The following is a 17503-nucleotide window of genomic DNA, read 5'->3' as shown; positions in this document are numbered from 1 at the left end:
AATAATTCTCGATATCATTCACGACTTTACAGCCCTGCCACCCGAAGTCGTGAAGGTTCCGCCATGTCTCGTCCCAAGCCCGACCCGCTGTCGGCTGAAACCTTTCGCGGGTTCTATGCGGACATCCTGCATTTCCTGCGCAAACGCACAGACAACGCCAGCGATGCGGCGGACATGACCCAGGACGTCTTCACCCAGTGGCTGGACTACGACCAGCAGGCCAAGGTCGAACAGCCACGGGCCTTCCTGTTCCAGATGGCACGCAATCTGCTGCGTGATCACTGGCGCAAGCAGAAGGTCAGGCAGGCGGTGCACAGCGAACAGGCCGACCCGGGGCTGGAACCGGTGGCCGACGAGCGCAACGACCCGTTGGCCGCCGCGCAGCGCCTGCAACGACTGGAGCAATTGAAAGAGGTACTCGCCGAACTCTCGCCTCGGCGTCGAGAAGCCCTTATGCTTGCCCGTTTCGAGGGCTTGAGCCAGGCCCGGATCGCTGAACGCATGGGGATTTCCGTCAGCATGGTGGAAAAACATATCGCCTTTGCCTTGCTGCACTGCAAGCAGCGCCTGGAACAGGAGCAGGGCAAGGAGCAGCCGGAATGACCCGCGCCAACGATATCGAATTCGATGAAAACAGCATCGACGCCCAGGCTGCCAGCTGGTTTGCCCGCAATCGCGCCGAGCAGGCCCCAGGCACCGACAAGGACTTCGAACAATGGCGGGCCGACCCGGCCCACGCCAAGGCCTATGCCGAGTTCGAGGCCCTGTGGGCCGACCTCGTCGAGCTCCAGCAACTGAACCGGCCGGTGCCCCTGCCCGCACGCCGCAAGAATCCCTGGCGCTCGGTCCTGGCCAGCGCGGCCGCCCTGGTCTGTGCGCTGTTGGCAAGCCATGTCGGTGCGCCCAACAGCGCCTACCACCACCAGGTCGCCGCCCATGCCGAAGGCACCCGCACCCTGAAACTGCCGGACGGCAGCACCCTGTACGTGAACGCCAACACGCGCCTGCGCATCAACTTCCGCAGCCTGCAACGGGACATCTACCTGGACCAGGGCCAGCTCTACCTGGAGGTCGCCGCCGACAAGGAACGCCCACTCTGGGTGCACGCCGGCAACGCGCGGGTGCGCGTGGTCGGCACCGCCTTCGATGTGCGTCGCGGCCAGAAGCAACTGGTGGTCAGCGTCGCCCACGGCCAGGTGGCCTTCGAACCCGAAGGCGATCCGGGCAAGGCGACTCTGCTCGAAGCCCGCCAACGCGGAATCTACGACTACGCCAGGGACACCGTGCAGCAACAGCCGGTCAGTGCCGAGGAGGTCGCCGACTGGCGCAGCGGTCACCTGACCTTTCGCAATCGCGAACTGCTCAGCCTGATCGACGAATTGAACCTGTACCGCAGCAAGCCGGTGCAACTGGCCGATGGGCCGCTGGCGCATTTCAAGGTGTCCGGCAGCCTCGATGCCCAGGATCCGGATGCCCTGCTCAACGCCCTGCCGGTGCTGATCCCGGTGCGAACCGTGGCCCTGGACGACGGCCAGGTGCGGATCGAAAGCCGCAAATGAGCATACATGAGAATATTTTTCATTCGCAGGTGAGGTTTTCTTTCACTGCCGCGTCTTCCTCCCCGATTGCGTTCTGAACGAACGCCTTTTTGGCCTTTGGCCACACCGGGGGATTCAATGTTTCGCGCCGCTCACGAGTTGTTCCATCACTGTTCCCGCCCAACCCTGATCGCCGCCTGCCTGATGGCCAGCCTGCCGGTCCAGGCCGCCGACAAGGTCGCCATGAGCCTGCCGGCGCAGTCGCTGGCGACCTCCCTCAGCCAGGTGGCACAGAAGACCCACATCCAGTTGCTGTTCGACGAGGAACAGTTGCACAACATCCAGGCCCGCGCGCTGGAAGGTCAGTTCACCGCCCAGGAAGCCATCGGCCTGCTGCTCAAGGGCGGCAACTTCAAACTGCTCATGGTCGGCAACACCTTCGTGATCCGCAAGGCCGACGCTGAGCCAACCCCCGACAAGGGCGCCATCCAGCTGGGCGCGGTGAGCATCCTCGGCGACGGCAAGGAAGTGGACTCCAGCAGCGTCGGCCGCTCGACCCTGACCAAGGACGATATCGAGCGCAGCCAGCCGGGCAACATCCCCTCGCTGCTCTCGACCCTGCCCGGCATCAGCATGGGCGGCTCGATGAAGCCCGGCGGGCAGACCATCAATATCTGGGGCCTGGGCGACGCCGAGGACGTGCCGCTGACCGTCGACGGCGCCACCAAGAGCAGTTTCGAGCGCTACCAGCAGGGCACCATTTTCATCGAGCCGGAACTGATCAAGAGCATCGAGGTGGAAAAGGGCCCGCACTCGCCCGAAACCGGCAACGGCGGCTTCGGCGGCACGGTGCACATGGAAACCAAGGATGCTCCCGACCTGCTGGAAAAGGGCCGCAACAGTGGCGCCATGGTCAAGTACGGCTACGCCAGCAACAACCATGAGCAGACCTACAGCGGCGCGACCTACGGCCGTACCGACGATGGCAAGGCCGACGGCCTGGTATTCCTGACCAAGCGTGACGGCGGTGACCTGAAACTGGCCGAAACGCCACCCAATCCCAACAACCAGTATCCGATCAATCCCAAGCGCCTTCCCAACAGCGCCCAGGACCTGGATGCGGTGCTGCTCAAGCTCAACCTGAATCTCACCGACGAGCAGAGCCTCAAGCTCTCCTACTCGCGCTCCAACAGCGAGCGCTGGACACCCTTCTCGGCCCAGAGCTACCCGACACCACCGACCGCTTCCAACATCCGCCAGTACGGCTACGAGGGCGCGTTGAAACGGATGCTGGCCAATCGTGAAACCATCGACACCACCTGGTCGGGCAAGTACGAATACAAGCCACTGGACAACCCGCTGGTGGACTTGCAGATCAAGTACTCGCAGTCCAACACCGACCAGACCGACGAGCGCAACGCCAGCGCCTTCTTCAGCCTGGCCACCGGCGGACGCAAGATGGACACCGAATACCGGGACCGCGAACTGGAGATCAAGAACACCAGCCTGTTCGACACCGGTTCCCTGCAGCACGCGCTGACGGTCGGCACGCAGATCCGCAAGCACGCCCGCGAAACCGAGATGTGGATGCCGGGCAGCACCTACAACACCGCCCGCTACAACTACGGCCACTTCCAGCCGGGTTTCATGCCCCACGGCAAGGTCGACGCCAATGCCTTCTTCATCGAGGACGCCGTGACCCTGGGCGACTTCACCCTGACCCCGTCGCTGCGCTACGACCACGTGCGCAACCGTGGCGAGGCCAACGACGCACCGTACTATTCCAACCCCGATCCGGCCATCGGCCACGACTACAGCGACCGCACCTACACCGGCTGGTCGCCACGCCTGGCGGCCTTCTGGCGGGTGACGCCGACCCAGGGCCTGTACGCCAACTACAGCAAGACCTGGCGGGCCCCGGTGATCGACGAGCAATACGAAGTCCAGGGGCTGGGCAGCCGCACCGCCACCAGTGTCGACCTCGACCCCGAGCGCATCACCGCGCTGCGTTTCGGCAGCATCAGCAACTTCTCCAAGCTGCTGACCGACAACGACGACCTGATGATCCGCACCACCTTCCTGCACAACCGCATCGAGGACGAGATCTTCAAGGCCACCGGCGTGGGCTGCGCCAACCAGGCGATCAATGGCGGTACCATCAGCACCGCCTGCCCGCCGGGCCCGATGTCCAACTACCGCAACGTCGGCGGCACGACCATCAAGGGCTTCGAGGTCGAAAGTTTCTACGACTCCAGCTACCTGTTCGGTCAATTGTCCTATAGCTACCTGACCGGCAAGCGCGACAACCCGTACACCAACCCCTGGGGGCCATCGGTCTGGGCACGGGACATTCCGCCGGCCAAATGGGTGGTACTGCTCGGTACCAAGATCCCGAGCCTGGATGCCCGCGTCGGCTGGCAGGGCGTCTACGTGCGCAAGACCGACCGGGTACCCAGCGACAAGTACAGCCGCGGCCCGGGCACCAGTGTCGGCGATGCCTTCTACGACCAGTACGAAAACGACAGTTACGTGGTGCAGAGCGTGTTCGCCCAGTGGAAACCGCAGCAGCGCTACCTGAAGGGCACGGAAGTGAACCTGACGGTGGATAACCTGATGAACCGCAGCTACCGCCCGGAATTGAGCGGCGACCGGGCCTACAGCGTGGGGCGCAACCTCAAGGTCAGCCTGACACGCTACTTCTGACCCTCACCTGACCTGGTGAAGGCAGCTTTCCTGTGGGGACTGCTTTCCTGTGGGAGCGGGCTTGCCCGCGAATAGGCCCTTGAGGGCGCCAAAAGCTTCGCGGGCAAGCCCGCTCCCACATAAAGCCAATGGGGCCGGCCATGGCCCCATCAACCGGCGTTCGCCCGCACCACGCTCAACTCCCGGACCTGGGCCCGTTTCTGGCTCAGGTAACGGGTACAGCCGACCCGCAGGAACGAAGCGAAATTCACCACCTCGCCGCGATAGTCCATCACCTCCTCATACAAGCGGGTGATCATCTGGTTGGTGGTCACGCCCTCCCCCTCGGCCATCTCGCTGAGGATGTCCCAGAACTGATTTTCCAGGCGCAGGGTGGTCACCACGCCACCGATGCGCAGTGAGCGGGAACGCGACTCGTAGAGGATCGGATCGGCCTTGACGTAGAGTTCGCACATCGGCGCTGCCTCGCTTACAGGGTGATTTGGGTGCCCAGCAGGCCAAGGAACGCCGCCAGCCAGCTCGGATGCGCCGGCCAGGCCGGGGCGGTGGCGAGGTTGCCCTGGACATGGGCCTGGCTGACCGCGATATCGATGTAGCGGCCACCGGCCAGGCGCACTTCCGGGGCACAGGCCGGGTAGGCACTGCACTCGCGACCTTCAAGGATACCCGCCGCCGCCAGCAATTGCGCGCCGTGGCACACTGCGGCGATCGGCTTGCCGGCCTGGTCGAAGGCCTGTACCAGTTGCAGCACCCTGTCGTTCAGGCGCAGGTATTCCGGGGCACGACCACCGGGAATCAGCAGGCCGTCGTAATCGGCGGCATCGACCTGGGCGAAGTCGAAGTTCAGCGCAAACAGGTGCCCGGGCTTCTCGCTGTAGGTCTGGTCGCCCTCGAAATCATGAATCGCGGTGCGTACGGTCTGGCCGGCGGTCTTGTCCGGACACACGGCATGCACCTGGTGACCGACCATCTGCAGCGCCTGGAACGGCACCATCACTTCGTAGTCTTCGACGTAATCGCCAACCAGCATCAGGATCTTTTTCGCGGCCATGGGGTGAACTCCTCTGGGTGAACGCTTGGGCAGACAAGAGTAGCCAAGGTAGCCCCTGAGCACCCGGGCGGGTAATCGCCGGCTACTACGGTTGTCCGCCCCCGAACTGTACGGACAACTCTGTGCCCAGCTGTAGCAGCCCCCGCCGCAGGGTTTATGGCTGAATGAACACCCGTTCTCCAGCCTACTTTCGGTTCTCTCCCTATGTCTTCCCGTGAAAACACCGGCATGCTGCTCGGCCTGCTGGGCGTCGTGATCTTCAGCCTGACCCTGCCCTTCACCCGCATCGTGGTGCAGGAAATCAACCCGCTGCTCAATGGCCTCGGCCGAGCCCTGGTGGCGGCGATTCCGGCGGCGGCACTGTTGTTGTGGCGACGGGAGAAATGGCCGACCTGGAGCCAGTTCAAGGGCCTGTGGCTGGTGATCGCCGGGGTGATCCTCGGTTTCCCGGTGCTTTCGGCGTGGGCCATGCAGAGCCTGCCGGCCTCCCACGGTGCGCTGGTCAACGGCCTGCAACCTTTGTGCGTGGCGTTGTATGCAGCCTGGCTGTCCCATGAGCGGCCATCGAAAGCCTTCTGGGCCTGCGCGGCCCTGGGCAGTGCGCTGGTGCTCGGCTATGCCCTGCTCAGCGGCGCCGGCAGCATCCAGGCCGGTGATCTGCTGATGCTCGGCGCCATCGCGGTCGGCGGCCTCGGCTATGCCGAAGGTGGGCGCCTGGCCCGGGAAATGGGCGGCTGGCAAGTGATCTGCTGGGCACTGGTGCTGTCGGTGCCGGTATTGATCGGGCCAGTGCTGTACCTGGCGGTGCAACACCAGGGCGCGGTTTCCGCCAGGACCTGGTGGGCCTTCGGCTACGTGGCGATGTTCTCGCAGTTTCTCGGGTTCTTCGCCTGGTACGCCGGGCTGGCGCTGGGCGGCATCGCCCGGGTCAGCCAGATCCAACTGCTGCAGATCTTCTTCACCATCGCCTTCTCGGCGCTGTTCTTCGGTGAGCATGTCGAGCCGGTGACCTGGCTGTTCGCCGCCGGCGTGATCGTCACGGTGATGCTGGGGCGCAAGGCCGGGGTACGCCCGGCGCAACCGGGCCAGCTGCCGTCCGGGGTTCAGCTCAAGTAGCCATCGGCGCGCAGCAGGGTTTCCAGGCAATGCTCCTGGATGGCATAGAACGCCTTGAGTTCCTCGATCTTCGCCAGCAGCCGGGCCGGGTCCTGGGGCTCGGCCCGCTTGACCGCGAGGATCATTTTGTTCTTGTTGGTGTGTTCCAGGGAGATGAACTCGAAGACCTTGGTCTCGTAGCCACAGGCCTCGAGGAACAGCGCCCGCAGGCTGTCGGTGACCATCTCGGCCTGCTGGCCCAGGTGCAGGCCGTATTGCAGCATCGGCTTGAGCAGCGCCGGGCTCTGGATCTGCTGGCGGATCTGCTTGTGGCAGCATGGCGAGCACATGATGATCGAAGCCCCGGAGCGGATACCGGTGTGGATCGCGTAGTCGGTGGCGATATCGCACGCATGCAGGGCGATCATCACCTCCAGTTCGCTCGGCGCCACGCTGCGCACATCGCCGCACTTGAACACCAGGCCGGGATGCTCCAGGCGGGCCGCGGCCGCGTTGCACAGGGTGACCATGTCCTCGCGCAGTTCGACGCCGGTCACCTCGGCCACCGCCTGTCGGGTGTTGCACAGGTAATCGTGGATGGCGAAGGTCAGGTAGCCCTTGCCCGAACCGAAGTCCGCCACCCGTACCGGCCGGTCGAGCGGGATCGGTGAACTGCCCAGGGCGTGTGAAAACACCTCGATGAACTTGTTGATCTGCTTCCACTTGCGCGACATCGCCGGGATCAGCTCATGCTGGCGGTTGGTCACGCCCAGGTCAGCCAGGAACGGCCGGCTCAGTTCCAGGTAGCGGTTCTTCTCGCGATTGTGCTCGGCCGAGGGCACCTCGCGCTCCTGCCGGGCCTTGCCCTTGAACAGCGTGCTCTTGCCCTTCTTGCCGTATTCGAGCTGGATCTCGTCGGTCAGCGACAGCAGGTGGGCGTTCCTGAACGACGCCGGCAGCAGCGCCGCGACGTTCGCCACGCCTTCGGCCAGGGGGAAATTCTTGGTGATGTCGCGGGTCTTGTAGCGGTAGACGAAGGACAGGCAGGGCTGGTCCCTGACCGTCAACTGCTTGATGATCAACCGCTGCAGGTCTGCCTCGGCGCCGACATGCCTGGCCAGCACCAGCTTGATGAAGGCATTCTGCGCCAGGCTGGTTTCGAGCAGTTCGATGAACTGGGCGTGATGGTCCGGCACGGACTGGGCGGGTTTTGCAGTGACTGACATGTAGGGAAACGCCTCGGGCGTGCGGAATCTGATCTGGGAATGCCGGGCATTGTATCAGCCCAGCACCACCAGGCGGTTCGGCAACTCGTTGCGCGTCTGGGTCAGGGGTACATGGGTGATCAGCAGCTTGCCGCAGTCCTCGATGCAGGAGAGAAAGCCCTGCAGCGTCTGCCCCTGCCTGACCTGCTCGGTGAACGCCTTGACGATGGGTTCCCAGACGCTGTTGTCCAGGCGTCGGGCAATGCCCTCGTCCACCAGGATCTCCACATAGCGCTCGGCCTCGCTGACGAAGATCAGCACCCCGGTGCCGCCAACCGTGTGGTGCAGGTTCTGTTCGAGAAACTGCCGCCGCGCCAGCCCCGAGGCGCGCCAGTGCCGCACCGAGCGCGGAATCAGCCGGCTGGTGACCGACGGGATGCGAAACAGCAGGCACAGCACGATGAAGCTGCTCCACTGCACCGCCAGCAAGGCGTGTCCGTTCAGCCAGCCGAAGACGAAGTTGATGACGCCCGGTACCAGCAGCGCCAACAGGCTGGCCCAGAGCAACGGGATATAGGCGTAGTCGTCGGCACGGCTGGCCAGCACCGTCACCAGTTCCGCATCGGTCTGGCGCTCCACCCGCGCGATCGCCTCGGCGACCTGGCGCTGTTCGTATTCACTGAGTAAGGCCATGGTTGTGCTGCTCTCTCATTATTATGGGTTACCAACTGCCCGACGATCCGCCGCCGCCAAAACTGCCACCGCCACCGCTGAAGCCACCGCCGGAACGACTGCCACCGCCGCCGCCCAGGCCACCGGACCCGCCACCCCTGGGCCCATAGCCCATCAGTTGCATGATCGCGCAGAACAGCACGAACAGCACGCAGAGCAAGCCGACCAGGAACGGGTGTCGCGAACCGAAGTCTCCCTCCGGCTCGGGTTCGTCCTGTACCTTGCCGCCCAGGGTATCAAGCATCGCCTCGACCCCGGAGCGGATACCGCTGGAAACATGACCACGCTTGAACTGCGGCACGATCAACTGGTTGATGATCAGCGAAGCGCGGGCATCGGTCAGGCGTTCCTCAAGGCCGTAACCGACCTCGATACGCACCTTGCGCTCGTCACGGGCGACGATCAGCAGCGCACCGTTGTTGCGATCCTTCTGGCCGATGCCCCAGTGCCGGCCCAACTGGTAGCCGAATTCCTCGATGGTGGCGCCCTGCAGGTTCGGCAGGGTGACCACCACGATCTGCTCGCCGGTGGCCTTTTCGTGGGCCTGCAACTCCCGGCTCAGGTCCTCGGCCACCGCGGCGTCGATCATCCCGGCATTGTCCACCACCCGTCCGGTCAGTTCGGGAAACTGCAAGTCGGCCCTGGCCACCATTGCCAGCGTGCAGAGCAACAGCCACAGGGCGCTCTTGAAAATACGCATGCCTACCTCATCCGTGATGACACAGCGGTCAGAACTTCACTTGCGGTGCCTTGTCGGCATCCTGGGCGGTCGCCTCGAAGTTCGGCCGCAGCGGCAGGTCGCTGTACATCAGGCTGTGCCAGAGACGGCCGGGAAAAGTGCGGATCTCGGTGTTGTACTTCTCCACGCTGAGGATGAAGTCGCGCCGGGCCACGCTGATGCGGTTCTCGGTGCCTTCGAGCTGGGACTGCAGGGCGAGGAAGTTCTGGTTCGACTTGAGGTCCGGATAACGCTCCGACACCACCATCAGCCGGCTCAGCGCGCCGGTCAGTTGGCCCTGGGCATCCTGGTACTGCTTGAGCTTCTCCGGGTTGTCCAGGGTACTGGCATCGACCTGCACCGAGGTCGCCCGCGAGCGGGCCTCGATCACCGCAGTCAGGGTGTCCTGCTCCTGCTTCGCGTAGCCCTTGACCGTTTCCACCAGGTTCGGAATCAGGTCCGCGCGCCGCTGGTACTGGTTCTGTACCTGGGCCCAGTTGGCCTTCACCTGCTCGTCGTAGGTGGGAATGTTGTTGATGCCGCAGCCCGCCAGCATGCTGGCCAGCAGGGCCAGGGCGGCGATTCTCCAGCTCGAACGCAAACCTTGGAATGCATGCATGCTCGAAACGCTCCTTGAAACGATAAAAAGGGACAATGGCCAGGGCCCTGCGTAGGGCATAATCCGCCCCCGCCACTGGAATGTATGAAGCCAATCAGCTAAAAGATGCCCAGCGCGAAAAACAGTTCAGCAGTGTGCTGGATTTATTGGCACAACAATAGCCGCTCCCAATAACGAAACAGCCCGGCCGGCGCCCAACGAGCAGTCGCTGGATCGGACTCCCGAGATAATCATTCATGAAGAAGCTGTGTTTGCTGGGCCTTGCTGTCGGCCTGGCCAGTCTCCCGGTTGCGGCGGACACGAAGTCCGCTCCCATCGAAAACAAGGACGCCTTCATCGCCAACCTGATGAAGCAGATGACCCTCGAGGAAAAGATCGGCCAGTTGCGTCTGATCAGCATCGGTCCGGAAATGCCCCGCGAACTGATCCGCAAGGAAATCGCCGCGGGCAACATCGGCGGCACCTTCAACTCCATTTCCCGCCCGGAAAACCGTCCGATGCAGGACGCGGCCATGCGCAGCCGGCTGAAGATCCCGATGTTCTTCGCCTATGACGTGATCCACGGCCACCGCACCATCTTCCCGATCAGCCTGGGCCTGGCCTCCAGCTGGGACATGGACGCCATCGGCCGCTCCGGGCGTATCGCCGCCCAGGAAGCCAGTGCCGACAGCCTCGACATCACCTTCGCGCCGATGGTCGACATCTCCCGCGACCCGCGCTGGGGCCGTACCTCCGAAGGCTTCGGCGAAGACACCTACCTGGTCTCGCGCATCGCCAAGGTGATGGTCCAGGCCTACCAGGGCAAGAGCCCGAGCGCGCCCGACAGCATCATGGCCAGCGTCAAGCACTTCGCCCTGTACGGCGCGGTGGAAGGCGGCCGCGACTACAACGTGGTCGACATGAGCCCGGTGAAGATGTACCAGACCTACCTGCCGCCCTACCGCGCCGCCATCGACGCCGGCGCAGGCGGGGTGATGGTCGCGCTGAACTCGGTCAACGGCGTGCCCGCCACCTCCAACACCTGGCTGATGCAGGACCTGCTGCGCAAGGACTGGGGCTTCAAGGGCCTGGCGGTCAGCGACCACGGGGCGATTTTCGAATTGCTCAAGCATGGCGTCGCCAAGGACGGTCGCGAAGCGGCCAAGCTGGCGATCAAGGCCGGCATCGACATGAGCATGAACGACTCCCTGTACGGCAAGGAACTGCCGGGGCTGATCAAGTCCGGCGAAGTGCCGCAGCGCGAGCTGGACAACGCCGTGCGTGAAGTGCTCGGTGCCAAGTACGACATGGGCCTGTTCAAGGACCCGTACCTGCGTATCGGCAAGGCCGAAGACGATCCGGCCGACACCAATGCCGAGAGCCGCCTGCACCGCGCCGAAGCCCGCGACGTGGCCAAGCGCAGCCTGGTGCTGCTCAAGAACGAGAAACAGACCCTGCCGCTGGCGAAGTCGGCGAAGATCGCCGTGGTCGGTCCGCTGGCCAAGGCCCCGATCGACATGATGGGCAGTTGGGCCGCCGCTGGCCAACCCGCGCAATCGGTCACCCTGTTCGACGGCATGAGCCGCGCCCTGGGTGACAAGGGTCAACTGGTCTATGCCCGCGGCTCGAATATCACCACCGACAAGAAGATCGTCGATTACCTCAACTTCCTCAACTTCGATGCGCCGGAAGTGGTCGATGACCCGCGTCCCGAGCAGCAGTTGATCGACGAAGCGGTCAAGGCCGCACAGCAGGCCGACGTGGTGGTGGCCGCGGTGGGCGAATCGCGCGGCATGTCCCACGAATCGTCGAGCCGTACCGACCTGAACATCCCCGAGACCCAGCGCAAGCTGATCACCGCCCTCAAGGCCACCGGCAAGCCGCTGGTGCTGGTGCTGATGAACGGCCGTCCGCTGACCATCGGCCAGGAACAGGACCAGGCCGACGCCGTGCTGGAAACCTGGTTCAGCGGGACCGAAGGCGGCAACGCCATCGCCGACGTGCTGTTCGGCGACTACAACCCGTCGGGCAAGCTGCCGATCACCTTCCCGCGCTCGGTCGGCCAGGTGCCGATGTACTACAACCACCTGACCATCGGCCGGCCGTTCACGCCGGGCAAGCCGGGCAACTACACCTCGCAGTACTTCGACGAGGAAAACACTCCGCTGTATCCGTTCGGCTACGGCCTGAGCTACACCGACTTCAGCCTGAGCAACATGGCGCTGTCCTCGACCACGCTGAACAAGAGCGGCAAGCTCGACGCCAGCATCACCGTGCGCAACACCGGCAAGCGTGATGGCGAGACCGTGGTGCAGTTGTACATCCAGGACGTGGCCGGCTCGATGATCCGTCCGGTCAAGGAACTGAAGAACTTCCAGAAGGTGATGCTCAAGGCCGGGGAAGAGAAGGTCATCCACTTCACCATCGACGAGAACGACCTGAAGTTCTACAACACCCAGCTCAAGTACGTGGCCGAGCCGGGCAAGTTCAACGTGCAGATTGGCCTGGATTCCCGGGACGTGACGCAACAGAGCTTCGAATTGCTGTAACAGGGTTACCCGTGCCCTGAGGGCTCCCCACCGTGGGAGCCTGACTCTGTGGGAGCGGGCTGCGGCGCCCACCGCACCACCCGCCCCTTCTGCATCCCCCGCTCCATGGCGTGTTATCTTTCCCGCCCTCTCTCCAGCCTGTCATTGCCCGCATGCCGCCGATCCCTCGTTCCCTGCGCCTGCTGCTCCATACCCTGCTGATTCTCGCGGGCACCGTGCTGGCCGCCGGCTGGGCAATGCACCGTGCCACGCAGCAGGCACTGCTGGACGATGCCGTCCGCGGACGGGGGCAGCTGGCGCTGTACGCCAACTCCCTGCACACCCTGATCGAACGATACCGCGCCATGCCGGCCGTGATCGCCCTGGACCCGGAACTGCGCCAGGCCCTCAACGGACCGCTCACCGCGCAACAGCAGGATGCGCTCAACCGCAAGCTGGAACGCATGAACGGCGCCGCACGTTCCTCGACCCTGCAACTGCTCGATCGCAACGGCCTGTCGGTGGCCGCCAGCAACTGGCGCCTGCCCAGCAGCTACGTCGGCCATTACTACGGCTTTCGCCCCTACTTCAACCAGACCCGCAGCGAAGGCAGCGGGCATTTCTACGCGGTCGGGGTGACCAGCGGGATTCCCGGCTACTTCCTCTCCAGCGCGGTGCTCAACGACAACGGCGAGTTCATCGGTGCCATGGTGGTCAAGCTGGAGTTCCCCGAGATCGAACGCGAATGGGGCAAGGGCAGCGACATCCTGCTGGTCAGCGACGCCCGCGACATCGTGTTCATCTCCAACCAGCCGGCCTGGCGCTATCGCCTGCTGCGCCCACTGTCGGACAACGACCGCAGCGAAATCGGCCGCACCCGCCAGTACGACAAGCAGCCACTGAGCACCATCGAGCATCAGACCCTGCGGGTGTTCGACAGCCACAGTTACCTGAGCCGGGTGGCCACGCCCGATGGCAGCGCCGATCTGCTCTGGGAATCGCTGCCGCTGGACACCGAGAACTGGACCCTGCACCTGCTGCGCAAGCCGCAACTGGCCGCCGAGGAACGGCGCAATGCCGGGCTCGCCGGTGCCGGCCTGTGGCTGACCCTGGTGTTTCTCGTCCTGTTCCTCAGCCAGCGCTGGCGCCTGGCCCGCCTGCGCCAGCGCAGCCGCGCGGAGCTGGAACGACTGGTGGAGGAGCGCACCCGCGACCTGCGCACGGCCCAGGATGGCCTGGTGCAGTCGGCCAAGCTGGCGGCGCTGGGACAGATGTCCGCCGCCCTGGCCCACGAGATCAACCAGCCGCTGACCGCCCAGCGCATGCAACTGGCGACCCTGCGCCTGCTGCTCGACCACGGTCGGCTCGACGCCGCCCGGGAAGCACTGGCCCCCCTGGAGCAAATGCTGACCCGGATGGCCGCCCTCACCGGCCATCTCAAGACCTACGCCCGGCAAAGCCCCAGCGGCCTGCGCGAGCCGCTGGACCTGGCCGGCGTGGTCGACCAGGCGCTGCACCTGCTCGACCCGCGCCTGCGGGAGGACAACGTCAGCATCGCCCTGCACCTGACCCGGCCGGCCAGGGTCCGCGGCGATGCGATCCGCCTCGAACAGGTGCTGATCAACCTGCTGCGCAACGCCCTCGACGCCATGCGTGACAAGCCGCTCAAGCGCCTGGAAATCCGCATCGAGGCCGACCAGCAACTGTGGCTGTTGACGGTGGCCGACAGCGGCGGTGGAATTGCCGAGGAACATCTGGCCAAGGTCTTCGATCCGTTCTTCACCACCAAGCCGGTCGGCGAAGGCCTCGGCCTGGGGCTGGCGGTTTCCTATGCGATCGTCCATGAACAGGGCGGCCGCCTGAGCGTCGTCAACCGGCACGACGGCGCCTGCTTCACCCTGGCCCTGCCAATCGCCGTGGAGGTCCGTGAACCATGTTGAACTCGGTAATCGTGGTCGATGACGAAGCCAGCATTCGCACGGCCGTGGAACAGTGGCTGAGCCTGTCGGGCTTCTCGGTCCGGTTGTTCAGCCGCGCCGAGGAGTGCCTGGCGCAACTGCCGGCGCACTTTCCCGGGGTGATCATCAGCGACGTGCGCATGCCCGGCCTCAGCGGCCTGGAACTGCTGGCGCGGGTGCGGGCACTCGACGCCGACCTGCCGGTGATCCTGCTGACCGGCCACGGCGACGTGCCGATGGCGGTCGAGGCGATGCGTGACGGTGCCTACGACTTCCTGGAAAAGCCCTTCAGCCCCGAAGCCCTGCTCGGCAGCCTCGGCCGTGCCCTGGAGAAACGCCGACTGGTGCTGGAGAACCGCCGCCTGCACGAACAGGCCGACAGCCGCTCACGCCTCGACGCCTGCCTGCTGGGCGTGTCCCGCAGCCTGCAGACCCTGCGCCGGCAAGTGCTGGAACTGGCGCCCCTGCCGGTCAACGTGCTGATCCGCGGCGAGACCGGCAGCGGCAAGGAACGGGTCGCCCGCTGCCTGCATGACTTCGGGGCGCGTTCGAGCAAACCGTTCGTCGCGCTCAACTGCGCGGCGATTCCCGAGCCATTGTTCGAAGCCGAGTTGTTCGGCCATGAGAGCGGCGCCTTCACCGGCGCCCAGGGCAAGCGGATCGGCAAGCTCGAATATGCCCATGGCGGCACCCTGTTTCTCGACGAGATCGAGAGCATGCCACTGGCCCAGCAGGTGAAACTGCTACGGGTGCTGCAGGAACAGAAGCTCGAACGCCTGGGTTCCAACCAGAGCATCCCGGTCGACCTGCGCATCGTTGCCGCGACCAAGCCCGACCTGCTGGAAGAGTCCCGGGCCGGACGTTTCCGCGAGGACCTGGCGTATCGGCTGACGGTGGCCGAACTGCGCCTGCCACCCTTGCGCGAGCGGCGCGAAGACATCCCGCTGCTGTTCGAACACTTTGCCCAGGACGCGGCCGAGCGCCTGGGGCGCCGTGCGACGCCATTGAGCGGGTCGCAACTGGTCCGGCTGCTGAGCCATGACTGGCCGGGCAACGTCCGCGAACTGGCCAACGCCGCCGAACGCTCGGTGCTCGGCCTGGGCGAGCCGGAACCGGTCAATATCGATCCGGGCCAGTCCCTCGCGGCCCAGCAGGAGGCCTTCGAGGCGCAGTGCCTGCGCTCGGCCTTGACCCGGCACAAGGGTGACGTCAAGGCGGTGCTCGAAGAACTGCAACTGCCAAGGCGCACCTTCAACGAGAAGCTGCAACGCCACGGACTGACCCGCGAGATGTTCCTGTAGCAACGACGCAACCTGTAGGAGCCGGGCTTGCCCGCGAAAAAGATGGCGCGGTCGCTCAGCCATACCCCGTCATCGTTCTTCGCGGGCAAGCCACGCTCCTACAGATAGCGTCGTTCGTATCGGCGGTTTTCCGCTCACGCCCCACTCCGGCATAAGCGGATTTCCGCTCACCCAATCCTGCCAACCGCTCTGGAACGGGCCTTACAGCCCTGGCATGGCTCCTGCTATGGAGCGGTCAGGCTGCGCTCCCGCGCGCTCTACAACAACAATGACTCGTAAGGTTCCCTAGATGGATAACTCCACTACCCTTCCCCTGGGGTCGGCGGTCGCGCCGGCACAAGAAAGAACCACCGCCAGCCGCCTGAAATCGATTTTCAGCGGATCGGTCGGCAACATGGTCGAGTGGTACGACTGGTACGTCTACGCCGCCTTCTCGCTGTACTTCGCCAAGGTCTTCTTCCCCAAGGGCGACACCACCGCCCAACTGCTCAACACCGCCGCGATCTTCGCCGTGGGCTTCCTGATGCGCCCGATCGGCGGCTGGCTGATGGGCCTGTACGCCGACCGCAAGGGCCGCAAGGCGGCCCTGATGGCCTCGGTCCTGCTGATGTGCGCAGGCTCGCTCATCATCGCCCTCACCCCCGGTTATGAAACCATCGGCATCGGCGCGCCGATCCTGCTGGTGGTTGCCCGCCTGATGCAGGGGCTGTCGGTCGGCGGCGAATACGGCACTTCCGCCACCTACCTCAGCGAGATGGCCACCAGGCAGAGCCGTGGTTTCTATTCCAGCTTCCAGTACGTGACCCTGATCTCCGGCCAGCTCATCGCCCTGGCGGTGCTGATCGTGCTGCAGCAGGTTCTCAGTGTCGAACAACTGCAGGACTGGGGCTGGCGGATTCCCTTCGGTATCGGCGCCCTGAGCGCGGTGGTCGCGCTCTACCTGCGTCGCGGCATGGAAGAAACCGAGTCGTTCGTGAAGAAGAAGGAAAAGCCGAAAGAGAGCCTGATGCGCACGCTGCTGCGTCATCCCAAGGAACTGCTGACCGTGGTCGGCCTGACCATGGGTGGCACCCTGGCGTTCTACACCTACACCACCTACATGCAGAAGTACCTGGTGAACACCGTCGGCATGAGCATCTCCGACTCCACCACGATCTCGGCGGCAACGCTGTTCCTGTTCATGTGCCTGCAGCCAGTGGTCGGTGCGCTCTCGGACAAGGTGGGCCGGCGGCCGATCCTGATCGCCTTCGGGATTCTCGGGACACTCTGCACCGTACCGATCCTGAGCACCCTGCACACCATCCAGACCTGGTGGGGCGCATTCTTCCTGATCATGGCGGCGCTGATCATCGTCAGCGGCTATACCTCGATCAACGCGGTGGTGAAGGCCGAGCTGTTCCCCACCGAGATCCGCGCCCTGGGCGTGGGCCTGCCCTACGCACTGACCGTATCGATCTTCGGCGGCACCGCCGAATACATCGCGCTGTGGTTCAAGAGCATCGGCATGGAGACCGGCTACTACTGGTACGTGACCGCCTGCATCGCGGTGTCGCTGCTGGTGTATGTCACCATGAAGGACACCCGTCGGCATTCGCGGATCGAGACCGACTGATAACCTTTCCTCGTGTGGGCCTCCCATGACGGGCCGACACTGCTCTTGGCTGGGAGCCGGTTTGCCGGCTCCCAGCCCCCCCGTGCAATGCTCAAGACTCTTGGCAATTAATAGCCCGTTAATTCCCGCCCCTCATCCTGATCCTACGCCGAATCGACTTGCGCACCCGCCCCCAGGCATCCAGTGACCGCCGTCTGATCGCGCCGCCCACAACATCGAATAATTCGATTTGTTTAAGCACTAATTTGCGCTTTTTAATCAAATTAACAAGCGTAATATCACTTCCACACCCACTGAGCAAAACCAAAACCCAACTGGAGCAACCACCATGAACACCAAACTGATCCTCGCCCTGACCCTTTCCGTACTGGCCGCCAATACCTACGCCGCCGATGGCTACAGCCACACCCCAGCCGCCTATCGCGTGGCTGCCGACGGTTATGACAAGACCCCAGGTGCCAACG

14 protein-coding genes are annotated in these 17503 nt (G+C 64.4%); 8 read left to right on the top strand and 6 right to left on the bottom strand.

Going from position 1 to position 17503, the window contains the following annotated elements; all coding sequences use genetic code 11:
* Positions 1 to 63 precede the first annotated feature (63 nt).
* From PF66_RS23610 to PF66_RS23600, 3 genes are all read left to right on the top strand, one after another.
* On the top strand, positions 64 to 603 hold the full coding sequence (locus PF66_RS23610; RefSeq protein ID WP_054058273.1) for an RNA polymerase sigma factor: 540 nt from the start codon (positions 64 to 66) through the stop codon (positions 601 to 603).
* Complete coding sequence (locus PF66_RS23605; protein WP_054063974.1) at positions 600 to 1559, top strand: FecR family protein; 960 nt, start codon at positions 600 to 602, stop codon at positions 1557 to 1559. The genes PF66_RS23610 and PF66_RS23605 overlap by 4 nt, the downstream gene beginning before the upstream one ends.
* A gap of 117 nt (positions 1560 to 1676) precedes the next feature.
* Positions 1677 to 4241, top strand: coding sequence for a TonB-dependent receptor (locus tag PF66_RS23600; RefSeq protein ID WP_054058275.1), 2565 nt, complete (start codon positions 1677 to 1679; stop codon positions 4239 to 4241).
* Positions 4242 to 4390: 149 nt separating this feature from the next.
* Here the strand turns inward: PF66_RS23600 and PF66_RS23595 are convergent, their stop codons facing one another.
* Both PF66_RS23595 and PF66_RS23590 read right to left on the bottom strand, forming a co-directional pair.
* On the bottom strand, positions 4391 to 4696 hold the full coding sequence (locus tag PF66_RS23595; RefSeq protein ID WP_017905997.1) for a ribbon-helix-helix domain-containing protein: 306 nt from the start codon (positions 4694 to 4696) through the stop codon (positions 4391 to 4393).
* A gap of 14 nt (positions 4697 to 4710) precedes the next feature.
* A complete protein-coding gene (locus PF66_RS23590; RefSeq protein WP_054058276.1) occupies positions 4711 to 5292 on the bottom strand; it encodes a DJ-1/PfpI family protein in 582 nt (193 codons plus the stop codon).
* A gap of 204 nt (positions 5293 to 5496) precedes the next feature.
* Here PF66_RS23590 and PF66_RS23585 point away from each other — a divergent pair, with 204 nt between their 5' ends.
* A complete protein-coding gene (locus tag PF66_RS23585) occupies positions 5497 to 6408 on the top strand; it encodes a DMT family transporter (RefSeq protein ID WP_054058277.1) in 912 nt (303 codons plus the stop codon).
* On the opposite strand, the gene PF66_RS23580 is transcribed toward PF66_RS23585, so the two are convergent.
* From PF66_RS23580 to PF66_RS23565, 4 genes are read right to left on the bottom strand one after another with little or no spacing between them, the layout of a single operon-like run.
* Complete coding sequence (locus PF66_RS23580; RefSeq protein ID WP_054063973.1) at positions 6396 to 7613, bottom strand: class I SAM-dependent methyltransferase; 1218 nt, start codon at positions 7611 to 7613, stop codon at positions 6396 to 6398. The two genes, PF66_RS23585 and PF66_RS23580, sit on opposite strands and share 13 nt — an antisense overlap.
* A gap of 54 nt (positions 7614 to 7667) precedes the next feature.
* Complete coding sequence (locus tag PF66_RS23575; RefSeq protein WP_054058279.1) at positions 7668 to 8285, bottom strand: TPM domain-containing protein; 618 nt, start codon at positions 8283 to 8285, stop codon at positions 7668 to 7670.
* A 28-nt stretch (positions 8286 to 8313) separates the two neighbouring features.
* Entirely contained in the window at positions 8314 to 9024 is a 711-nt protein-coding gene (locus PF66_RS23570; protein WP_054063972.1) for a TPM domain-containing protein, read from the bottom strand.
* Positions 9025 to 9052: 28 nt separating this feature from the next.
* Complete coding sequence (locus PF66_RS23565; protein ID WP_054063971.1) at positions 9053 to 9661, bottom strand: LemA family protein; 609 nt, start codon at positions 9659 to 9661, stop codon at positions 9053 to 9055.
* A 236-nt stretch (positions 9662 to 9897) separates the two neighbouring features.
* Here PF66_RS23565 and bglX point away from each other — a divergent pair, with 236 nt between their 5' ends.
* The 4 genes from bglX (at position 9898) to PF66_RS23545 (ending at position 17039) form a co-directional block, all read left to right on the top strand.
* On the top strand, positions 9898 to 12189 hold the full coding sequence (gene bglX / locus PF66_RS23560) for a beta-glucosidase BglX (protein ID WP_054058282.1): 2292 nt from the start codon (positions 9898 to 9900) through the stop codon (positions 12187 to 12189).
* A 152-nt stretch (positions 12190 to 12341) separates the two neighbouring features.
* Complete coding sequence (locus tag PF66_RS23555; protein ID WP_054063970.1) at positions 12342 to 14108, top strand: sensor histidine kinase; 1767 nt, start codon at positions 12342 to 12344, stop codon at positions 14106 to 14108.
* Positions 14102 to 15427, top strand: a complete 1326-nt coding sequence (locus PF66_RS23550; RefSeq protein WP_054060842.1) for a sigma-54-dependent transcriptional regulator — start codon at positions 14102 to 14104, stop codon at positions 15425 to 15427. Before PF66_RS23555 ends, PF66_RS23550 begins: the two co-directional genes overlap by 7 nt.
* A gap of 289 nt (positions 15428 to 15716) precedes the next feature.
* Entirely contained in the window at positions 15717 to 17039 is a 1323-nt protein-coding gene (locus PF66_RS23545; protein WP_054063969.1) for an MFS transporter, read from the top strand.
* Positions 17040 to 17503: the final 464 nt, after the last annotated feature.

Source organism: Pseudomonas asplenii (assembly GCF_001293465.1).
GTDB classification, from domain to species: Bacteria; Pseudomonadota; Gammaproteobacteria; order Pseudomonadales; family Pseudomonadaceae; genus Aquipseudomonas; species Aquipseudomonas fuscovaginae_B.
The sequence above is the reverse complement of the archived record's forward strand: the minus strand, read 5'-3'. Positions and strand labels throughout refer to the sequence as shown.